Origin of the sequence: Winogradskyella sp., from assembly GCF_045105575.1 — a bacterium.
Taxonomy (GTDB): Bacteria; Bacteroidota; Bacteroidia; order Flavobacteriales; family Flavobacteriaceae; genus Winogradskyella.
Window position 1 is genome coordinate 21,092 of record NZ_JBGCDQ010000010.1, and the last position, 21,851, is coordinate 42,942.

Below are 21,851 nucleotides of genomic sequence, written 5' to 3' on the forward strand. Positions count from 1 at the left end.
TCTTATTTAGTTCCAGGAATTAATTCAAGTATTTCTTTAATAGAAATACAATTATCTCTAGATTCATAAGACCGTTTATGTGTAAGAATAGACTTCGCTGTTTCTACCATCGCTGGATATGCGCTTCTTAATAGCTGATTTGCATAAATAACAACGTTTACTCCTGCTGTAGCCAACTCATCCTCTGTTATGGTATTGTAACTTGAAGGCACCGCAATTAAAGGTGCTTTTTTAGAAAATTCATTATATTTTGAACAAAACTCTAATATTTCATCAGGAGATGTTTCTTTAGAATGAATCATAATACCATCTGCACCAGCTTCAATATAAGCCTTTGCCCTAGCTAAAGCATCTTCCATTCCTGCTTTGAGAATAAGACTTTCCACACGTGCAATAACCATAAAATCTTTGGTTACTCTTGCATTTCTCCCTGCCTGAATTTTCTTTGAGAAATTTTCTATGGTATCTTGATATTGTTGTACGTCTGTGCCAAAAAGCGAGTTCTTCTTTAATCCTATTTTATCTTCAATAATAACGGCAGATACACCTAGTCTTTCCAATGTTCTTACCGTGAACACAAAATGTTCTATTTTTCCTCCTGTATCACCATCAAAAATGATGGGTTTTGTGGTGACCTCAACTAAATTATTAATATTATTAGTTCTAGAAGTAATGTCAACAGCTTCAATATCTGGTTTCCCCATAGAAGTTGAATCTGTTAAGCTACTTGCCCACATGCCATCGAATTCTCTTTTTTGACCATTTATATCTACAGTAATCTGCTCAGCAATTAATCCTGTTAAACCATTATGTGCTTCAATGATTCTAACGATTTCTTTAGACTCTATTAAACGTCTTAATCTTGCTCTTCTAATATCTGGAGTTGTTCCAATCTCTTTTAAGGCATTATTAAGTTGTGTACTAGATATTCCTTTTGTGTACGGAACTTCTACTAATTTTCCTCCCCAAGTTTCTAAAGTATCTATAACTTGTTGTCTTGTTTGTTTTTGTACTCCTTCTTTCCAATCATCGCCATGAACAACGAAATCCGGTTTTTCTTGATTAAGATTAGGACGATAGTCCAAGGTTTCTTGAGGAATAACTTTATGAACGGCCTTTAAGTTTTCTAATACAATCTTTCTTTGATCATATTCTAAATAAGGAAGTCTCTTATAACTTGCTATTGCTTTATCTGTTAAAAGGCCAACAGTAACCTCTCCTAATTTAGCAGCTTCATTTAGAATATTTAAATGTCCAGGATGTATTAAATCCGCACTCATTCCTACATAAACTTTACTCATTATCTATTCTTTAAATTATTTGTCTTATTCTAAATTTTATATTTAGCCTGATAGACTTTTTATTCAAAATTTTGACAAAAATAGGCACAATATTACAAACTATACTTTGTGGTTGATTAAACTTTGTAGAAATTGGGTTTATTTAGCCACCTTTACAAAAGGTGTTTTAAACTTTATTGGTTGTTAAATACCAATCATATATTTTACTTATCCCTTCCTCTAGCTCTACTTTATACTTCCAACCTAAACCAGTCAATTTAGATACATCGGTCAGTTTTCGCATGGTACCGTCTGGTTTGTCACTATTAAAAACGAGGTCTCCTTTAAAACCAATAATGGTTTTTATAGTTTCAGCAAGTTCTGCTATGGAAATATCCTTTCCTGTTCCTATGTTAATATGTGTATTTCTTACTTCTTTTTGGTCTTTTGTAAAGGTGTCTTTAAAATCTCTGTTTTCCATTAAAAACACGCAGGCATCTGCCATGTCTTTAGACCATAAAAATTCGCGTTTCGGTTTCCCTGTTCCCCAAATTTCTACACTTTTATAGGATACTCCAAAAGACAACAAATAAGTTTTAGCCTCTTCAATGGTATTAAAACCAGTATCTTTTAGAACTGCTTCATAATTTTCTTCATTAAGAAGCTGAGCTAAATGAATTTTTCTAATTAGTGCAGGTAAAACGTGTGATTTCTCTAAATCGAAATTATCGTTTGGACCATACAAATTAGTTGGCATCACTGAAATAAAGTTGGTGCCATATTGTAGATTATAGCTCTCGCACATTTTTATTCCCGCAATTTTAGCAATAGCATAAGGCTCATTAGTATATTCTAAAGTATCGGTTAGCAAATAATCCTCTTTCATAGGTTGCGGACAATTTTTTGGATAAATACAGGTGCTTCCTAAAAACAGAAGTTTTTTAACTCCACTTAAATAACTCTGATGAATCACGTTATTCTGAATCATCATATTTTCATAAATAAAATCTGCTCTATAAATATTATTGGCTATAATGCCTCCCACTTTTGCTGCAGCTAATATGACAAATTCGGGTTTTTCTAGATTAAAGAAACTTGCAACTTCAATCTGATTGCTTAAATCTAATTGTTTATGTGTTCTTGTAATAATATTAGAGTAACCTTTAAGTTCAAGATTCTCTAATATAGCACTACCAACCAAACCTCTATGTCCTGCAATATATATCTTAGAGTTTTTATTCATCTCTTACTCAAAATAATTCTTAATTCTATAACCGCCATCCTTTAAATACTGTTGCTTTTGCATCAATTCTATATCACTAGTCATCATATCTTCTACTAAAGCTGGTAAATCGTATTCTGGTATCCATCCTAATTTCTCTCTGGCTTTTGTAGCATCTCCAATTAAAAGGTCAACTTCTGTTGGTCTAAAATACTTTTCATCTACGGCAACCACTTCTTTGCCTATTTCAATTTCAAATTCAGGATTATTGCATGCTTTTACGAAACCTTTTTCGCTAGAGCCTTCACCTTCAAATTCTAATTCAATTCCAACATGTGCAAAAGACATTTTTACAAAATCTCTTACAGTTGTTGTTTTTCCTGTTGCAATAACCCAATCTTCTGGCTCATCCGCTTGAAGAATCATCCACATCATTCTTATATAATCTTTGGCGTGTCCCCAATCTCGCCGAGCATCTAAGTTTCCTAAGTAAATTTTATCCTGTAGACCAAGAGCAATTTTAGAGGTTGCTCTTGTTATTTTTCTTGTCACAAAAGTTTCACCTCTTATTGGTGACTCGTGGTTAAATAAAATACCATTACACGCATATATTCCATAAGCTTCTCGGTAATTTACTGTAATCCAATAGGCGTACATTTTAGCCACTGCATAAGGACTTCTAGGGTAAAATGGTGTCGTTTCGGTCTGTGGAACTTCTTGTACTTTTCCATATAACTCTGAAGTAGACGCTTGGTATATTTTTGTTTTCTTCTCGAGCCCTAAAATTCTAACTGCCTCAAGAATTCTTAACGTGCCTATTCCATCCGCATTTGCTGTATATTCAGGAATTTCAAAAGAAACATGAACATGGCTCATGGCAGCCAAATTATAAATTTCATCTGGCTGAACTTCTTGAATTATTCTTATGAGATTTGTACTATCTGTTAAATCACAATAGTGTAAAATAAAATTAACATCTTCCTCGTGTGGATCTTGATATAAATGATCTATTCTGGCCGTATTAAAAAGTGAGGATCTACGCTTAAGGCCATGTACTATATAACCTTTTTTAAGCAAAAATTCACTTAAATAGGCTCCGTCTTGCCCTGTAACGCCTGTGATTATAGCTGTTTTTTTCATTCTTTAATCTTGTAAATACAATACTTTTCTAATGCAATTATAGAACATAAAGATAATTCTTTTAAAAGCTTTTTTTCTAATATTGACGTTTAACTTGCTCAGCCTTTATAGGCCTCCACCATAAACCTAACACTTGTTTCCCACGAACTAAGTTTTTTATAAACATCTTCTGTTTTCTTTAAATCTAAAACACTGTATTTTGGGCGTTTAGCCAAGGTTTTAAAACCATCAGTCGGTTTAATTTTAGCGGTGGTTTCTAAATTTAAATGTTTCGCAATTTCTTGAGCAAAACCATACCAAGTGGTACTGCCATTTGCTGAAAAATGATAGGTGCCAAAAGGTGTCTTGTCAGTTTTAATAATGTGTACAATAAACGCAGCCAAGTCCGTACAACTCGTTGGTGTACCCTCTTCTTCGGTAGTAATATTTAATGAAATATTATCTTCAAGTTTACTAATAATCGTTTTTAAGAAGTTTTTACCATGTAATGAATATAGCCATGACGTTCTTATAATATAATGCTCATTTAGCTGATCTTGTATATAACGTTCGCCTTGTAACTTAGATTCTCCATAGACATTAATAGGGTTTGTACTATCATTGGCATCATAAGGCACTCTGTTTTCGCCATTAAACACATAATCTGTAGATATATGAATAAGCTTTACAGCATTCAACTGACAGACCTCAGCAATATTTTTAGCTCCTTCTGCATTAATTAAAAAAGCCTGTTCTAAATTTGTTTCAGCACCTTCTACATTCGTGTAAGCTGCACAATTAACGCAATAATCAAATGTTTCGCTTTTAAAAATTTGTTTTAGATTCTCTTTGTCAATTATATCAAGTTCTTCTCTAGAATAAAAAGAAAAGGTAATACCATCATCAAAAACATCTCTGACGCTCCTACCTAACTGTCCATTAGCACCAATTACGATAACTTTTTTCATAACTCAGCATTCTTAAAACTAGGAAGCAGTAAATCCTTATCCGAAATTATGAGTTGTTCTTTTGCAAACTGCCAATCGATATCTAAATCTTTATCATTATAAATAATACCAGCTTCAGACGCTTTGTTATAAAAATTATCACATTTATAACTAAAAATGGTATGGTCCTGAAGCACTAGAAAGCCATGGGCAAAACCTTTTGGTACAAAAAGTTGTTTTTTATTGGCCTCAGAAAGTTCTACGCAAAAGTGTTCTCCAAATGTTACAGACTTTGGTCTAACATCTACAACCACATCTAAAACCTTGCCTTTTAGAACCCTTACTAACTTGGCCTGAGCATGCTCGCCTAACTGATAGTGTAAGCCTCTAAGCACTCCTTTTGAAGATTGCGACTCATTGTCTTGTACAAAATTAATATCCAAGCCTAAGGCCTTATTAAAAGCGACTTGATTATAACTTTCTACAAAATAACCTCGCTTGTCTTTAAACACTTGCGGTTCTATTATAAAACAGCCTTTTAATTTTGTTTCTTTTACGGTCATTGTATTTTAATAAAAATGGAGTGACTATTTTAGTTATTTATATTAAAATAGTTGCAAATTTCATTTACTTATAGTTCTTTATAAATTTAAAGACTTTAATTACTACGAAAAATGACATAAAAAGAATTATAATTAAAATAGGAAATACAATAAGAGAGCGCTGCAGAATACTTCTATCTTCGCTCCCTAATCTATCAAAAGGTGCCAAAACTTCGAAGTATGTGTTTTTTTCAGCAACTGTTTGATTGAGCTCATTTAGATTCTTCATTATTTCTTGCCCTCTTATAAATAACTCAAATTCTCTAGTTACGGCTTTTTCTTCTTGAAGTGGTAAATTACCTAAGGCCAATGATAGCTCTCCCTTTTGAGATTGGTTTTTAAGAACTTGCAAATACGTATTCTGTATGGTATCTAAACGCAGCAACTCATTGGTTAAAGATAAACGTTCTATGTGCGCAACAGTATCTCTTATGTGTTTTTTGTACCTTGATAAATCATTCTCAAAGGTTTTTCTAAAACCTTCTTGAAGTTTAGTAAAAATATCATTCTTTTTTGCCTTGGCATTAATTGTAAATATAGTTCCTGAAAAGAAATCTCTATTTTTTACATATTCTGGATACGTCAATTCATCCACTATTGAAGTATCTATAGCTTCTATATAAAGATCATATTCAACAAATAAGTCATTTTGAGTTTCAGGGCCAGCCTCCAATTCAAAACTCACTAAGTTTTTTGCTTGTACAGTGTCTAATTCGAATATAGATGCTAATTCTGTAACGTTCTTAGCACTTATAAGTGTATTAAAATAATCAACATTGTTAGAGAGTTGGTATTTAGAATCAAAATATGGCTTCACTACCATATCTGAATAGTAAATGGGCTCCTTGGAATTGTCATAAATATAACCTAACACAGCAGCTATGACGACAATTGGCCCAACCCATTTAAAATAATCTACAAGTGGTTTTATGGCATAGATAATTGCCGAGAAAATACCTTTAAAAATACTTCCAATGAAATTGAAAAGCCTTTGAAATAAATTTCCTATTGCATTAAACAACTGCCCTAAATCAACTTCTTCATTTTGAGATGGTTCTGGTAATTTTTCACTCATTGGTTATGAATTAAATATTTGTTCTAATATCTTTTTTGTAATGACGTATGTTGGTTTTACACCCGACGTTCCTAAGCCTCCTGATGCTAAAGTACTTCCTGTTTCAAGAGGATTATCACTTGCATAATACGCATATCTCACTTTTACATCTTCGTTAATACTGCCTCTTACGCGAGATGCTGCTTGTATTGCTTTTTGGTAATGTGCTCCTTCCATCTCTAAACCAATAACATTCCATGTTGATTTTTTAAAGAACTTTAAAATTTCCTTATTCTGAAGTGAGGTTCCTAAAACCGTAACCATAGTGCCTTCAAAAACGGATACTCCACAATCCAATAAATCATCTTTACTCAACTCGTTATGAAATGGATAATTATCTGCTGTACCTTCAAAAATATGCGCATTCGGTATCATTACATCACCTTTGCCTCCTTCTAAAATGCCAGCTTTTCCCATTATGGAAATAGATTTCACATCTAAATGCACATCCTTTCCGTCTACTTTAATCGGTTTTAAAAACTCGTCTAAAGTTTCATAGGCTTGCTCACCAAAAGCATAATCCATTACAAATATCACGGCTTTATTGTCTTTGACGTCTTCTAAATACTTAAATCCTGATTTAGAAAAATCAATTTTATCGGTATCAAAAATTTGAACATCAATATTCGTCCCAGATGTATCAGGAATATAAATCATTCCATTTTGCAACGCAGATTTTTCTACCTTATTGCGTAAGGCCGAATTTTTTGAATCACTCAGCGCTTCATAAGTTTCAAAAATATCTTTTTTTGCATCAGCTCCTTTAAGTGTTCCTTTTGCAAATAACGAATTCATAACACTATGCATATTGGCACTAATGATATGAATTGGTCGTTCTAACAATCCGTTTTTGTGTAAGGTAGATTTAATTGTATCTGCCCAAATTTCTCCGTGAATATGATGCCCTAAACGTTCTCTTAAAACAGGACTAAACGTTATAGTACGCTTGTTGTTATTAATGGTTTCTTCAATCGCTAATTTACCTAGCCAGTAAACAATATGTAATAAACGTTCTGGATGACTTTCAGTTGCAAATTTTGGATAGGCTTCTGTAAGCTCATTAAACGTTCTGCCTAAAATATTGGCCGTATGTGTAATGGCTATTTCACGCTCTTTCTGCGTTAATTTCTTTTTAGAAGTAACTGCGTTTTCTAACTTCTGCCAATCTCTAACCGTTGTGCCTTCTTCATCAATAATAACACGTTTGCTTATTTTGTGAGATTCTACAAATAGAAACGTTAAGTGTGTTAGAATATCATAAATTTCAGAACGGCCTCTGGTAATTTCAATATTCATTTGCTCATCGTCTATACGATAGCAATTACGTCGTCTTTTGGGTGGAATTATGGCTTTAAAATGCGAATTGGCATAACCTTCATCACTTGTAAGATTTATAAATGTACACTCTTCAATACCTAGTGGTAATCGGTCTATAACATAAAGTAAACCTTCGAGCTCAGCTTTTTCATCTCCAATGGACCCATAGATTTCTGGACGCAAAAGTAAAAGTGCCTCACGCAGTGTTTCTCCCGAAACTCCCATGGGTTTATAAAATCCGCGATTAAAAAGGTGACGCATGGTTATGTACATGCGTTCTATAGCGCTAGAACTTTCTTGCGCTCTGGTTCTTTCGTGTTTTTTCTTCATTGTACTCATACACTAATTTAACCCACAAATATAAGTTTATTTCGTTAACTGAAGTTGGTGTAAGGCATCTGCTATTTTTCTATCGTTAGAGAGTCTCGGAATTTTATTTTGTCCGCCTAGTTTTCCAATGGATTTCATGTAAGTCTGAAAACCATTAGTTGTAATTTTTGTAATTTTTAAAGGTTGCAAAACCTTGCCAACAATAAGGTCTAAATAATAGCTGTTTTGTTGTTTTAAAGATTGCTCTAAAGCGTCTATAAAAGCAGCTTCGTTTTCTGGTTCGTTTTCAAACTCAATTAGCCATTCGTGATAAGGTAAGCCTTCTTCGGGATTTATTTGTGGTGCCACTGTAAATTCATTAACAGAAATAGCGGTCTTTTCAGTTGCTTCTTTTAGCGCTTGCTCTACTTCTTTTCCAATGACATGTTCGCCAAAAGCAGAAATAAAATGTTTTATTCGGCCACTAACAATCACTCTGTAAGGTTGCAATGACGTAAACTCCACAGTATCTCCAATATTATAAGCCCAAAGGCCTGCAGTCGTCGAAATAATCATTACATAATTGACTCCTAATTTTACATCTGTAATAGTGATCCGTTTTGGGTTGTCTTCAAAAAACTGATCTGCTTCTACAAACTCGTAGAAAATTCCCGAATTTAATTGCAGCAACATGCCTTTTTCATTCTGTTTATCTTGAAAAGCGAAAAAACCTTCACTTGCAGGATAGAGTTCTATGCTATCTACTTTTCGTCCTATTAAATTTTCGAATTTAGCGCGATACGGTTCGTAATTGACTCCTCCAAAAATGAAAAGATTGAAGTTTTTAAACAAATCACCAACAGGTTTACCTGACTTTTCAATGAGTTTTTCAAAATACATCTGCACCCAAGAAGGAATCCCAGAAATGATGCTCATATCTTCATTTATAGTTTCATCTACAATGGCTTCCACTTTCGTTTCCCAATCATCAATACAATTGGTTTCTAAACTTGGTAATCTGTTTTTTTGAAGGTATTTAGGGACATAATGTGCCACGATTCCTGAAAGTCGTCCTAATTTTATACCATGCTTTTCTTCTAAAATAGGACTACCTTGAAGAAAAATCATTTTACCATCCACAAATTTTGAATGGCCTGTTTCGTGGATATACATTAGAATGGCATTTCTAGCCGCTTCAACATGTGTTGGCATACTTTCTTTTGTAATCGGAATATATTTAGCTCCTGAAGTGGTTCCAGAGGTTTTTGCAAAATAAACGGGCTTTCCCTTCCAAAGTACATCTTCTTCGCCAGCCACAACACGTTCTACATAGGGCTTTAATTCTTCGTAATCTCTTATAGGCACCTGCTTTTGAAACTCTTGATACGAAGAAATCTCACTAAAATTATGGTCTTTACCAAAGGCAGTATGCTTAGCTTCTGAAATTAAACTATCGAAAACGTCTTGTTGTGTTTTGGCAGGTTGAGATGCCCATTTTTGAATGCGCTTTGCCACGTATTTGGCAAAAGGTTTTGACAGTGCAGCTTTAAATGAAGGCATTATTGAAAGTCTATAAAATTAGTTGGATCTACAGAATACCCTTTGCTCCAAAGTTCGAAATGAAGGTGTGGTCCTGTGGTTAATTCGCCTGCATTACCAGACATAGCGATAACTTCTCCAGCTTTTACTAAATCGCCTTGTGCTTTTGTAATTGCCGAATTATGCTTATAAACTGAAATTAATTCTTGATTGTGTTCTATAATTACCACATAACCTGTTTCTACCGTCCATTCTGCAAATATTACAGTACCATCTGCTGTGGCTTTTACTGGTGTGTTTTCTGGGACAACCACATCTACGGCAAAATGTTTTTCTTCTAAATTATAACCTTCAGAAATAGTGCCATTTACTGGTGGGAATAACACATAATTAGATTGATCTCCAGCGGCTTCAAACAAATTGTATTTATCTTCCTTAGCTACTTTTTCTCTTAACAAGGAATCTTGCTTGTTTGTTGGTACCTGCAAAATGTCGAGATCATCTTTAGAAGCTGCTAATATAGAATCTCTATTAAAATTTAAAGTAGCGACATCACCTGTTAGTACCTTTCTAATTGAGGCGTAGTAACGTTTATTCAGTTCTAATTCTTGAACCAATGAATCTGTTTTGTAATTTAAGATCGTGGCTCTTTTTTTCAACTTTGCAGACGAATAACCTGGAATGTATTCTCTTAAGGGTGTAAATGCGATAAGCAAAACGGTAAAGAATACGAGTGAAATAGCAGAAAGTGACGTAAGAATAAAAACGTTTAGCCTAGTGAGTTTTATAGCAAAACGCTCTTCAAAAGTATCTTCATTCAGAATAACCAAACGGTACTTATGAAGTAACTTTTTAGTAAATTTCTTTTCTTTTTTTTTCTTTTTTGCCATTGAAACAAAATTAGTTAAAATACTGAAATGGCACTACCATAAAGTCTTAAAGTTGCTATAACAAAGCTATTATTAAACTATAATTACTAACTTTGCAACCTAAATAAGAAGTTATGAGTTTATACATCGTCCCATTAATGATTGGTCCATGGCAATGGGTTATCATTGGACTCGGTATTCTTTTATTGTTTGGTGGTAAAAAAATCCCTGAATTAATGAAAGGATTAGGTAGCGGAATTAAAGAATTTAAAAACGCTAGTAAAGACGAATCCAAAGAGATTGAAGAAAAAGAATAAGTCTACGTAATGGATTAAATTCCATTAAAATAAAAAGAGGTTATCTGAACATTATGTTTTAGATGACCTCTTTTTGGTTAAAAGACTTCTAATTTTTGATTCGCTTTATTTTATAATAATCGACTTTATAATAGCTTCTAACTCAAAAATATAATCGCGCTTTTCTAAAGATGGTGCATATACATAACCATCTGCGACCAAATAACGGTTATTAATTTTATCTTCAATAGCATACGTAATAAAAGGACCTGCCATAGTAAAACCTTTCATTTCCCACATGCCTCTTACTTCGTAGGTTGGTTTGTTATCTATAATAGTTTTGAACATAGATGGTGCGTACGCATCTTCAACAGCCATATAAATATCATCCTCTCCTGGTATCTTAGTTTTGGTAATTTGGTTACGTAGCTTTACAATATCTACAATTGTACTATCGCCTTTAGAAATACTTTCCATTGGTAATTCGTAAAACATAATTTCCATAGTTTTAGAATTACTCAGGTTTTTACGAACCCAGAAAAAATCGTCCTCAGCCTTACTTATTCTATATGCAGATGGAATTTCGATTGAAAAACCGAGATTGGTTTCTATAGCTTTTACATCTAACAACGATAATTTAATACGTCGTTGCTTCTCTTTCACTTCTTCTTTAATGAAAGCGTCAATGATTTTATCTTTATTTTCTTTTAATTGAGCAACAATCTGGCTATTTGTTTTTCCGCCAATAACCGCAACAGTTTGAGGCTTTGCAAACGCGTTATTTACAATTTTTGTAGTGGCTTCAATATTGCCTTTTTCAATTTTTAAAACCAATCGGCTTCGTGTTGCAAAACCATCAAAAACCTGAGTTGGAATTTGTCGCATCCCAAACATAGGTTCGTTTGTTGGTAAGCCATTTAAAGGAGCTGCAAAAATGTTTCTAATAGATTCGCCAACATTATCTTCCCATAGTATGTTATCAACTACAACAGAAATATTGTTTAAATTACCGTTAGATGCAGGTAAATATATTTGGTTATCACCTTTCTTTTTTTCTCCGCACGCCAATAGCAGTGCACAAAATAATACCGTGTAGAAAGCTCTCATAAGTTTTAATTTTTTGTTGGTTCTATTGAGACACCACTAGTGTCATTCCTATTTTGAGTTTATTACCACTAATATCGTTCCAATCTTTGATATTCTGAACAGAAACTCCAGAAAATTTTTGAGCAATCGTCCAAAGTGAATCTCCAGACCTTACCTTATAGGTTTGTTTTCCTGCTGTATTTATAACCTTCTTAGGTGTTTTTGGTTGAGACGAAGCAACACGCTCTCTAGGATAAATGGTTAAGCGTTGTCCTATTTTAAGGTTATTGCCTCTAAGTCCATTCCATTGTTTTAATTGACTAACTCTGACTCCATATTTCCGTGCAATTTTACCAAGATAGTCTCCATTTCTTACACGATACCTGACTTTGGTGTCGTTATTAACCACTTGAGGTAGTGGCTTTTCACGATTATTAAATTCGGCATTTGCAAAGGCATAAATCTGATCTTCATTCGTTACAAATTTACCAACAGCTTCACGAGGTAGTCTTAAAGTGTACGTTTTACCTTCAACCTTAGGAATAACATCTAATTTATAAGCCGGATTCAGAAACTGTAATGCTTCAATCTCGATACCTGTTACTTTCGACACATGACCCAAAGAAATCATTTGTTTTACATGAACAGTATCCGTTTGAACGAGTTGAAAAGGTGGTCGTTCTGGCTTAAAACCATGCTCTTTTGCGTATTCAAAAATATACATCGTCGCCTGAAAAGCTGGCACATATCCTGCAGTTTCTCTTGGTAAATTGGTACGAATATTCCAATAGTTTTTAGAACCACCTGAGCGTCTAATCGCTTTATTTACATTTCCTGGACCAGAATTATAAGCCGCGAGTGCCAAATCCCAATCTTTAAAAATACGATACATTCTCCCTAAATATTCTGCTGCGGCTTTTGTAGATTTTATTGGGTCACTACGATCGTCCACATAACTGCTGACTTGTAAATCGTGCTCTTTTCCTGTACCATACATAAACTGCCAAATTCCAGTGGCTCCAACTCTCGAGCGTGCTCTTGGTTTTAAGGCCGACTCTACAATCGCGAGATACTTCATTTCTAATGGAATATCATGTTGATCAAATTCTTGCTCGAACATAGGAAAGTAAAAGTGACTCAAACCCATTAAGCGTTCTAAAGAACCTCGTCTGTGTTTAAGGTAACTTTTAATCACACTTTCTAATGAGGAATTATACTCGATATTGAAAGGTGTTCTGGCATTAAGACGCTCTAATCGTGCTTTTATAGTATCTGTGGAAAGTTCTGGATAATCTACAGGCTCATAATCTAACTCTGTAACAGATTTATAAATAGTATCAAAAAGTGAATTGCTGTAGAGTTCGTCTAACCATTTTTTATCGAGTTCTGCAGCTTCTGGTAAATCTTTGAGATGTTTAATAGCTGTAGTATCGACTTCGGCCTGAATATTTTTTTCCGTTTTAAAAAGCTTCCCATCAATAACCGAATCTTTAGTAGAAACGACCTGTGCTGGTTTTTTAGGAATACTATCGGTTTTAGTTTGTGAATATCCATTATAAAAAGACACGCACAGAACAGCCAATAAAAATGATTTTAATGTCATGATTTACAGAGGGATTGATTTGTAAGTTTCCGCATTTTATAAACGCTGAAACCGCTAAAAATAGTATTTTTTTATTATACCATCTTTACTTTGAAATAATAATAAATCGCCCTTTTTTCCTTTCTGTTTCAATATAAAAAGAAACCGTAACTAAGGCTATGCTTTATTTTTCTATATCACATAAAGAAAAAAATCATCGTTTTATTTTATTACAATTACAAAATAAAGATGGTTACTATGCTAATATCGCTGCAATTCCTGGTAAGGTTTTACCCTCTAAACTTTCGAGCATCGCTCCTCCACCTGTACTGACATAACTGACTTTATCTTCAAAACCAAATTGTTTTACTGCAGCAACAGAATCACCTCCACCAACTAAAGAAAAAGCTCCGTTTTTAGTCGCGTTTGCGATGGAATTTCCAAGCTCAATCGTACCATTAGAAAAGCTTTCCAATTCAAAAACACCTAAAGGACCGTTCCAAAGAATAGTTTTACATTGGTTTACAACCGCATCAAAAATTGCGATGGATTTTGGACCAGCATCTAAACCTTGCCAACCGTCAGGAATATGTTTCACGTCTACCACCTGTGTATTCGCATCATTACTAAATGCATCTGCTGCAACCACATCAACCGGAATATGAATTTTAACGCCTTTTGCTTCGGCTTGCTTTAAAATATCTAAAGCCATTTCCATTTTATCATCTTCACAAATGGAATCTCCAATGCTTCCACCTTGCGCTTTTATGAAGGTAAATGTCATTCCGCCTCCAATAATTAAATGGTCAACCTTATCTAAAATATTTTCGATCACTGTAATTTTTGAAGAGACTTTTGCACCACCAAGAACAGCTAAAACTGGTTTTTCACCATCTTCCATAACCTTTTTAATGCTCTCAATTTCTTGTGCTAATAAGTTTCCAAAACATTTCGAATCTGGAAAAAATTCAGCAACAATAGTCGTCGATGCATGTGCTCTGTGTGCTGTACCAAAAGCATCATTTACATAAATATCGCCTAGCTTAGATAATTGCTCTGCAAAAGTTCTATCACCTTTTGTTTCCTCCTCATGGAAACGTAAATTTTCGAGTAATAAAATTTCACCTGGTTGTAATGCGTTTGCTTTTTCTTCTGCTTCTGCACCAACGCAATTCGACGCGAATTTCACTTCTACTCCTAATACGTCTTCAATTTTAGGAATGATATGTTTTAACGAAAATTCATCTTGTGCTCCTTTTGGACGCCCTAAATGCGACATTAATACACAACTTCCTCCATCTTCTAAAATTTTGATAATCGTTGGTTTTGCAGATACAATACGTGTTGCGTCAGTAACCTGAAAATTATCGTTTAACGGCACATTAAAATCTACTCTTATTAGTGCTTTTTTATTTTCGAAATTGAAATCGTTTAGTGTCTTCATGTGTTTAATATCTGGTGAAACCTATTTTTTGTTATTGTCAACAAATATAAAGATTAGAAACAGAATTATTTTATATAGTTTTGCTTTATGCAATTTTCAGACGTTTTAGGTCAAAAACATATCAAAAATCACCTCACCACAAGTGTTGATGCAGGTAGAATTGCACATGCACAATTATTTGTAGGTCCGGAAGGTTCTGGTACTTTACCAATGGCTTTGGCGTATGCACAATATATTTTGTGTGGTAATACCAATGGCGAAAATACAGGTGGTAACGATTCTTGTAATCTGAAATTTAAAAATGTTTCGCATCCAGATTTACATTTTGCTTTTCCGGTGACCACTAGCGATAAGGTAAAAAGTAAACCTGTTTCTAGTTTTTATTTGGAAGAATGGCGACAACTTTTAGACCAGCAACCTTATGGCAACCTGTTTGATTGGTATAAACTTTTAGGTGTGGATAACAAACAAGGTCAAATTGGTGTAGATGAAGCCTTACAAATTGTAAAATCTCTAGCACTGAAATCTTATGAAGGTGGCCATAAAGTGATGCTAATTTGGATGGCTGAAAAACTAAACACAGCCAGTGCTAATAAGCTTTTAAAACTCATTGAAGAACCACCAGAAAAAACGGTTTTTATCTTAATAGCAGAAGACGAAGAGCAAATCATTAACACGATTCGGTCGCGTTGTCAAATCTTACATTTTCCACCTTTGGCTGAAGAAGCCATTGCTGAAGCTTTGGTAAAAAACTATCATATTGAAGCGTCTATTGCTACTAAAATTGCACATCAAGCTAATGGAAATTACAATAAGGCTTGCGATTTAATATATCAAGACAGTGAGGATATTCAGTTTGAAAAATGGTTTGTCATCTGGATACGTTCCGCCTTTAAAGCCAAAGGCAACAAAGCGGCTATTCACGATTTAATTTCATGGTCTGAAGAAATTGCTAAAACAGGACGTGAAACACAAAAGAAATTCCTCAGCTTTTGTTTGAATTATTTTAGACAAGCACTTCTACTAAATTATAAAGCAAATGAATTGGTTTATCTAGAACCAAAATCTGACGATTTTAAACTTGAAAAATTTGCGCCTTTTGTTCATGATTCTAATATTATGGAAATTTCAGAAGAGCTTCAAACTGCCATGTATCATATTGAGCGCAATGGTAATTCTAAGATTATTCTTACGGATTTATCTATAAAGTTGACGCGCTTGCTTCATAAGAAATCTGCTTAGATTACACCCTTTTTTCCATGTTTCTAAACAATAATTGAGATAGCGGAATAAACATTAATCCACAAAATACGAGAATAAAAAAGGCGTTTTGTAAACCAAACGCATGCGACAAATAACCAATTAAAGGTGGTCCTATAAACGTCCCAACAATTGCATACGTACCAATAATTGAAATCGCCATGCCTGGCGAATATTTTTTAGATTGACCTGCTAAAATATACGTCATAGGGAAAATGGCAGAAACACCCATACCTACTAAACAAAAGCCTATTAAAGCTGTCCAAAATGTAGGGAATAAAATTGCCGTTAAAATACCTGACGACATCAAAATACTACTCATCATATACATTCTAGGCATGCCTATTTTATCTACTATGTGGTCTAAAAAAAACCGCGACATAGCCATACACATCATAAACAGTAAATAACCATAAGTAAAGACCTCTTCTTTTACAACATCTCTAAAATAAACACCACTCCAATCGTACATACCTCCTTCGCAAATGGAAGCGAAGAAAATCAGTAAGCCTAAGTATAAAATAAATGGATCGGGTTTTCCAAGGATAAGCTTGTTTCCCGTTGTAGACTTATCTGTTTTTAATGAATATCTATAAGCACATACCGATGCTATTATGGTGACTAGTGCGATACTTATAAAATGATTTTGCATGTTTACGGCATTCTTAATCATAAGCGTAGAAAACAAAACACCACAAACTCCTCCTAAACTCCAAATACCATGCAAACCACCAATTATTTTGTTTTTAAAAGAGCTTTGCAAGGTTAAAGATTGGGCATTCATAGCGATATTTAAAATACGAAGTGCCATAGAAAAAACCGCTAAAACGACTAGTAATAAAAAGATGGTTTTTACAAAGCTCATGCTTACTAAAGCTAAGGCGAATACTAAAAATGAATAAAATAAAGGGGTTCTTGTATTAAATTTTGAAACTAGCCAGCCAGAAGCCAAAGTGCCTATCAGTGCTGCAATTGGCATTATTAACAACACGCTTCCTAATTGCGCATCATTCAAGTTAAAAAAGAATTTTAGGGTTGGAATCCGAGATGCCCAAGTTGCGAAACATAGTCCAGACAAAAAGAAATAAGTGCTTAGTGCTATGCGATTTTGTTTGTGAATTTCCATACAACTCCTGTAGATTGCTATTAACCTGAGTTAGACTATTACTAAATTTGCTTTTAAATGGCATCTTTTTGACCTACGAGGTTTTAAACACCTTGTGGATCGTTAAAGTCTAAATTCTATACCTACAAGGTTAAATAAAACCTTGCAGAATATCCACAAAAAACAAAAGCCAAGCATAAGCTCGACTTTTGAATTATTTAATACTATTAGAATTTACTTTTCTGTCGTCTCTTCAGTTGCTTCGGTAGCTTCATCTTTAGTTGCTTCCGCATCCTTCCCGCTAAACGCATCGTTAAGTGCTTTGGTCACCGCTTCAGAAATATCGTTTTCTTCTTTTCCAAACATTACGCTACCAGCTTCATTTTTACCTAAAATAAATGTGTAACCGTTCTTTTTACCGTAATCAGTAACAAAGGTATTCACTTTAGAAATTACAGAGTCCATTTCAACCGTAAATAGTTGCTGCATTTGTTGTTGCTCATATTGAAACTGCTGTTGCAAACCTTGTTGTTTTTGCGTTAAGGCTTGGTACATTTCTTGACGTGCCTGTGGAGACATGGTTTTTTCTTTAGCTTGAAAACCTTGTGCTTCTGATTGAAACGCTTTTCCAATACTATCCATTCTTGCTTTAAAAGCTTCATCTTTTAGTTTGAAATCTTCTTCAATATCAATTTTCATTTGATAATCATTAATAACTTTACCGTTATCAATAAATCCTATTTTTTGTTGTTCTTGACAAGATGCTAAAACCACCAATGCCATAACACTTAAAATTATTTTCTTCATTTTGTTTCTTAATTAGATTTTTGCAAATGTATAAAAGTTAACCTGTGATTTCTTAAATTTTTTTAGTATTGATTATTTCTATTAAAATTTATGTTATTCATTTGTTATACCTATTGAAAATGAATTGAAATAAAGCCGTTTTAAGGCACCTTCTGTTTTTGCGGTTGTAGTTGGTTAATTCTTGCGCACTTCATTAAACAGTTGCTCTTATTTTAATTATTGCCATGCTTCAAGACATAAATGTGAGACGAATACTCTTCTGAACGTTTCGCTTTACGATTAGATTGCCATCCCATCCAAAATGCTTTCACAGGATTCATAAAACCCGATTTGTATTTTTCTGAAAGTAAGCAGACATAATACGCATCAAATTTCATAGGTAGCGTTTTTACCAGTGTCATGTTTTCTTTTTTAAACAATTCTGAAATGGAGCTTTTTGAAAAATGCCAAAGGTGTCTCGGTACATCGAAAGCTGCCCAGAAATTTTTATAATACGCAGCGTCGTAACTTTTATAATTTGGCACCGCAATCACTAAAGTACCGTTCGGTTTTAAAAGGCGTTTAAATAATGCCGTGTGCATTTCTAAATTTGGTAAATGTTCTAAGACATGCCAAAGCGTAATGACGTCAAAACTATTAGACTCTAAGTGTTCTAAATGCTCTGTTTCAAAAACAGCATTATTCGTTTTTGTATTTGAAATCTGTCTGGCATTTTGGTCTGGCTCTATTCCGGTAATTTGCCAGTTATCTTTTAAGGCGGTTTGCAAAAAGTCTCCTGTACCGCATCCAATATCTAAAAGTAATTTAGAATCTGATTGAAAAGAATTAATCAATTTGAGTTTTCTTTTTAAAGAAATTTCTCTCACTTTGTGATAAACATATTCCAGCAGATTCCGTCTGGTATCTGTGTGCGAAATATAATCTTCACTTTTGTAATACGCTGCTAATTCTTCTCCTTCTGGTATTGGAAATGTTTCTAGCATGTCGAGTTCTTTGTTGTGTAACAATTGGAACTGGTCGCCAGAAACAGAATGGTCTTTTAGAGTGAGGTATGTTGAATTTTGTTTTGCCACTTTTATTTCAAACTAATTTTTAAACCCATTTCAGCTTTCATCAACTTTAATACTTCAGCATTTCCCATGGCGTCATCAACAGGGTTGTGCGTGTGACTCGTTTTACGTAAATGCTTCCATTTCGCAAAGGTATCTTTTTCAATACCGCAGTACAAATCCGATAGTCTCCTTGAACTATATCCGAAAGGGTTTTCATTAATAAAGTGATGGAAATACCAGCAAATAAACATCCAATCAAAACCATTATTATCGCTTATAAAAATTGGTCGTCCTTTCGAGTTTTCAATTATCCAATTTTTGAAGTTGGTCATCACGGTCACTGGGTTATCAAAGGTTTCTGTTTCTTCTCTAGAAAAACCTGATATAGCCAATGCTTCAGGATTGAACTTATCAGAGACGGGTTTGATTCTGCCATAAAACGTTCTGTCTAATTTTTCATCTACTAATACAGCACCAAAACAAATCATAGAATAATCACCCGGAATTGGTCCATCAGATTCAATATCTACCATTATATAACTCATGATTGCTTTGTTTTAAAACGTTTTAGAAAAAGCTATTGTGAAATTGTTTCACGTGGAACAGTGTTATGACACCTCTACAGTCGACTAAAAAGGAATCATTTATAGATTCACTATTACATTGGACTTGAAGCTGTTTTATAATTCTGACACCTTAACTATAACACTAAACGATACATTTATTGTCTCTAATTGTCTTCTAGAAACCTCTTTTTAAAATCGTATTATTGAAACCCTTTTTCTAACACCCCTAAAGTCCCCTTAAGGGGACAATCTATAGATTCAACATTTCAATAAATTTGAAAATATTTTTTAATTATAAAACCTGAATTATCCCAGTAAACGCTAAAGTTACGCTGTCGTATTGTCCCCTTGAGCGGGCTTTTAAGGATGTTGGCTCTTCACAAAACAAACAATGTTTCACGTGGAACATTAGAACACTGATTCATGAGATTCCTGCTTTCGCAGTAATTTAGCGCCCTAAATAAACTAATAATACCGAAATATCATTAGGATTAACACCACTAATTCTTGATGCCTGAGAGATGGTTACAGGTTCAATTTTACTTAACTTTTGCCTCGCCTCAATACTCATAGATTTCAATTTTGAGTAATCAAAACCTACCGGAATTTTCAAATTCTCGAGTCTATTTAGCTTATCTGCATTGTTCTTTTCTTTCTCAATATAGCCAGCATACTTTACTTGAATTTCGGTTTGCTCAATCACTTCTGTATCTAAACTATTAGATTGAATGTAATTCTCAACCGACTCAAATTGTCTCACATCATCAATGGTAATATTCGGCCTTGCGTATAACTTAAACATCTTATCTTGTTGTTTAACCGCAGCCGAATTCTTAGATTCTAATACAGGATTTGCCTCGTCTGGAGTTACACTTGTGTCTTTAAAAAATTGTACAAATGCATCTGATTTAGATTGCTTTTCTTGCATACGCTCTAAACGCTTCTTCGATGCTAAACCTAATTCATATCCTTTTGGTGTTAATCTAAAATCAGCATTATCTTGTCTCAACAATGTTCTATATTCTGCTCGAGACGTAAACATACGATACGGTTCTTCCGTTCCTTTTGTAATTAAATCGTCAATTAAAACACCTATATACGCTTCATCACGTTGCAATGTAAAGGCGTCTTTCTCTTGCACCTTTAAACTGGCATTCATTCCAGCCATTAACCCTTGAGAAGCCGCTTCTTCATAACCCGTTGTTCCATTTATTTGTCCTGCGAAAAATAAGCCTTCTACCAACTTCGTTTCTAAAGTATGTTTCAATTGTGTTGGTGGAAAATAATCATATTCAATAGCATAACCAGGTCTAAAGAATTTTACATTCTCAAAACCTACCACAGAACGTAAAGCTTTAAACTGCACATCTTCTGGCAACGACGTGGAAAATCCGTTTACATAAACCTCACAAGTATTCCAACCTTCTGGTTCTACAAACAACTGATGACTATTTTTATCTGCAAACCGATTTATTTTATCTTCAATCGATGGGCAGTAGCGAGGTCCGACACTTTGTATTCTACCATTAAACATTGGCGAACGTTCGAAACCTTCACGCAATAAATCGTGAACCAATTCACTCGTATGCGTCATATGACAAGAACGCTGATGTTCTAAAACCTTCGTTGTGTCTAAATATGAAAATTTTTGAGGTATATCGTCACCTGGCTGTTCGGTCATTTTAGAATAGTCCAAAGACCGTCCGTCGACTCTTGGAGGTGTTCCTGTTTTCATCCTACCAGACTCAAACCCAAACTCTCTTAACTGTTCTGTAATTCCTGTTGCAGCTCTTTCGCCAGCACGTCCACCACCGAAGTTTTTGTCACCAATATGAATGAGTCCATTTAAAAATGTACCATTTGTTAAGACAACTGTTCTTGCTTTTACTTCAATCCCTAACGATGTTTTTACGCCAACCACTTTATGGTTTTCTACTATAAGACCAGATACCATTTCCTGATAGAAATCCAAATTTGGAGTGCCTTCTAATAGCAATCTCCAATCTTCAGCAAAACGCATTCGGTCACTTTGCACTCTTGGACTCCACATGGCAGGTCCTTTAGATTTATTCAACATTTTGAATTGAATAGCAGATGTGTCTGATACAATACCACTATAACCACCAAGCGCATCAATCTCTCTAACAATTTGCCCTTTCGCTATGCCTCCCATTGCAGGATTACAAGACATCTGTGCAATATTTTGAAGGTTCATGGTAATCAATAATGTTTTACTTCCCATGTTTGCAGCCGCTGCTGCAGCTTCACTTCCTGCGTGACCTGCACCAACTACAATAACATCATATACTTCGTTAAACATATCTTCTTTCTTATT

Annotated in this window: 19 protein-coding genes; 2 read left to right on the forward strand and 17 right to left on the reverse strand. The window is 34.3% G+C overall.

Annotated features, from left to right (window positions below; translation table 11 throughout):
- Positions 1–2: 2 nt before the first annotated feature.
- From aepX to AB8B52_RS02585, 9 genes are all read right to left on the reverse strand, one after another.
- Positions 3–1,301, reverse strand: a complete 1,299-nt coding sequence (gene aepX / locus AB8B52_RS02545) for a phosphoenolpyruvate mutase (protein ID WP_406024928.1) — start codon at positions 1,299–1,301, stop codon at positions 3–5.
- Positions 1,302–1,467: 166 nt separating this feature from the next.
- Entirely contained in the window at positions 1,468–2,523 is a 1,056-nt protein-coding gene (locus AB8B52_RS02550; RefSeq protein WP_406024930.1) for a GDP-L-fucose synthase family protein, read from the reverse strand.
- A 3-nt stretch (positions 2,524–2,526) separates the two neighbouring features.
- On the reverse strand, positions 2,527–3,642 hold the full coding sequence (gmd, locus tag AB8B52_RS02555) for a GDP-mannose 4,6-dehydratase (RefSeq protein ID WP_406024932.1): 1,116 nt from the start codon (positions 3,640–3,642) through the stop codon (positions 2,527–2,529).
- A gap of 98 nt (positions 3,643–3,740) precedes the next feature.
- The gene (gene rfbD, locus AB8B52_RS02560; RefSeq protein WP_406024934.1) at positions 3,741–4,589 is read right to left on the reverse strand and encodes a dTDP-4-dehydrorhamnose reductase; all 849 of its coding nucleotides are present in this window, start codon (positions 4,587–4,589) and stop codon (positions 3,741–3,743) included.
- Entirely contained in the window at positions 4,586–5,131 is a 546-nt protein-coding gene (rfbC, locus tag AB8B52_RS02565; protein ID WP_406024936.1) for a dTDP-4-dehydrorhamnose 3,5-epimerase, read from the reverse strand. The genes rfbD and rfbC overlap by 4 nt, the downstream gene beginning before the upstream one ends.
- A gap of 64 nt (positions 5,132–5,195) precedes the next feature.
- Positions 5,196–6,245 (reverse strand): hypothetical protein, encoded by a 1,050-nt coding sequence (locus tag AB8B52_RS02570; protein ID WP_406024938.1) that lies wholly within the window; start codon positions 6,243–6,245, stop codon positions 5,196–5,198.
- Between the two features lie 3 nt (positions 6,246–6,248).
- Positions 6,249–7,940, reverse strand: coding sequence for a DUF6909 family protein (locus AB8B52_RS02575; protein ID WP_406024940.1), 1,692 nt, complete (start codon positions 7,938–7,940; stop codon positions 6,249–6,251).
- Positions 7,941–7,967: 27 nt separating this feature from the next.
- A complete protein-coding gene (locus AB8B52_RS02580; protein WP_406024942.1) occupies positions 7,968–9,470 on the reverse strand; it encodes a GH3 auxin-responsive promoter family protein in 1,503 nt (500 codons plus the stop codon).
- Positions 9,470–10,339, reverse strand: coding sequence for a M23 family metallopeptidase (locus AB8B52_RS02585; protein WP_406024944.1), 870 nt, complete (start codon positions 10,337–10,339; stop codon positions 9,470–9,472). The genes AB8B52_RS02580 and AB8B52_RS02585 overlap by 1 nt, the downstream gene beginning before the upstream one ends.
- 113 nt (positions 10,340–10,452) lie before the next feature.
- Between AB8B52_RS02585 and tatA the strand changes: the two genes are divergently transcribed.
- On the forward strand, positions 10,453–10,635 hold the full coding sequence (gene tatA / locus AB8B52_RS02590; protein WP_406024946.1) for a twin-arginine translocase TatA/TatE family subunit: 183 nt from the start codon (positions 10,453–10,455) through the stop codon (positions 10,633–10,635).
- A gap of 105 nt (positions 10,636–10,740) precedes the next feature.
- Here the strand turns inward: tatA and AB8B52_RS02595 are convergent, their stop codons facing one another.
- From AB8B52_RS02595 to AB8B52_RS02605, 3 genes are all read right to left on the reverse strand, one after another.
- Entirely contained in the window at positions 10,741–11,721 is a 981-nt protein-coding gene (locus AB8B52_RS02595; RefSeq protein WP_406024948.1) for a DUF4837 family protein, read from the reverse strand.
- A 22-nt stretch (positions 11,722–11,743) separates the two neighbouring features.
- The gene (locus AB8B52_RS02600; protein WP_406024949.1) at positions 11,744–13,303 is read right to left on the reverse strand and encodes a LysM peptidoglycan-binding domain-containing protein; all 1,560 of its coding nucleotides are present in this window, start codon (positions 13,301–13,303) and stop codon (positions 11,744–11,746) included.
- 235 nt (positions 13,304–13,538) lie between these two features.
- Complete coding sequence (locus AB8B52_RS02605; protein ID WP_406024951.1) at positions 13,539–14,726, reverse strand: phosphoglycerate kinase; 1,188 nt, start codon at positions 14,724–14,726, stop codon at positions 13,539–13,541.
- An 87-nt stretch (positions 14,727–14,813) separates the two neighbouring features.
- On the opposite strand from AB8B52_RS02605, the gene AB8B52_RS02610 reads away from it, so the two are divergent.
- Positions 14,814–15,968 carry an ATP-binding protein gene (locus AB8B52_RS02610; protein WP_406024953.1) on the forward strand — a complete coding sequence of 385 codons (1,155 nt, stop codon included), beginning with the start codon at positions 14,814–14,816 and terminating at the stop codon, positions 15,966–15,968.
- Between the two features lies 1 nt (position 15,969).
- Here the strand turns inward: AB8B52_RS02610 and AB8B52_RS02615 are convergent, their stop codons facing one another.
- The 5 genes from AB8B52_RS02615 to mnmG form a co-directional block, all read right to left on the reverse strand.
- Positions 15,970–17,112 (reverse strand): MFS transporter, encoded by a 1,143-nt coding sequence (locus AB8B52_RS02615; protein ID WP_406024955.1) that lies wholly within the window; start codon positions 17,110–17,112, stop codon positions 15,970–15,972.
- Positions 17,113–17,325: 213 nt separating this feature from the next.
- Positions 17,326–17,898, reverse strand: a complete 573-nt coding sequence (locus tag AB8B52_RS02620; protein ID WP_406024957.1) for an OmpH family outer membrane protein — start codon at positions 17,896–17,898, stop codon at positions 17,326–17,328.
- A 212-nt stretch (positions 17,899–18,110) separates the two neighbouring features.
- Positions 18,111–18,971 (reverse strand): class I SAM-dependent methyltransferase, encoded by an 861-nt coding sequence (locus AB8B52_RS02625; RefSeq protein ID WP_406024959.1) that lies wholly within the window; start codon positions 18,969–18,971, stop codon positions 18,111–18,113.
- Between the two features lie 2 nt (positions 18,972–18,973).
- Positions 18,974–19,495, reverse strand: coding sequence for a 3'-5' exoribonuclease domain-containing protein (locus tag AB8B52_RS02630; protein WP_406024961.1), 522 nt, complete (start codon positions 19,493–19,495; stop codon positions 18,974–18,976).
- A 469-nt stretch (positions 19,496–19,964) separates the two neighbouring features.
- Entirely contained in the window at positions 19,965–21,836 is a 1,872-nt protein-coding gene (gene mnmG / locus AB8B52_RS02635) for a tRNA uridine-5-carboxymethylaminomethyl(34) synthesis enzyme MnmG (RefSeq protein ID WP_406025201.1), read from the reverse strand.
- Positions 21,837–21,851: the final 15 nt, after the last annotated feature.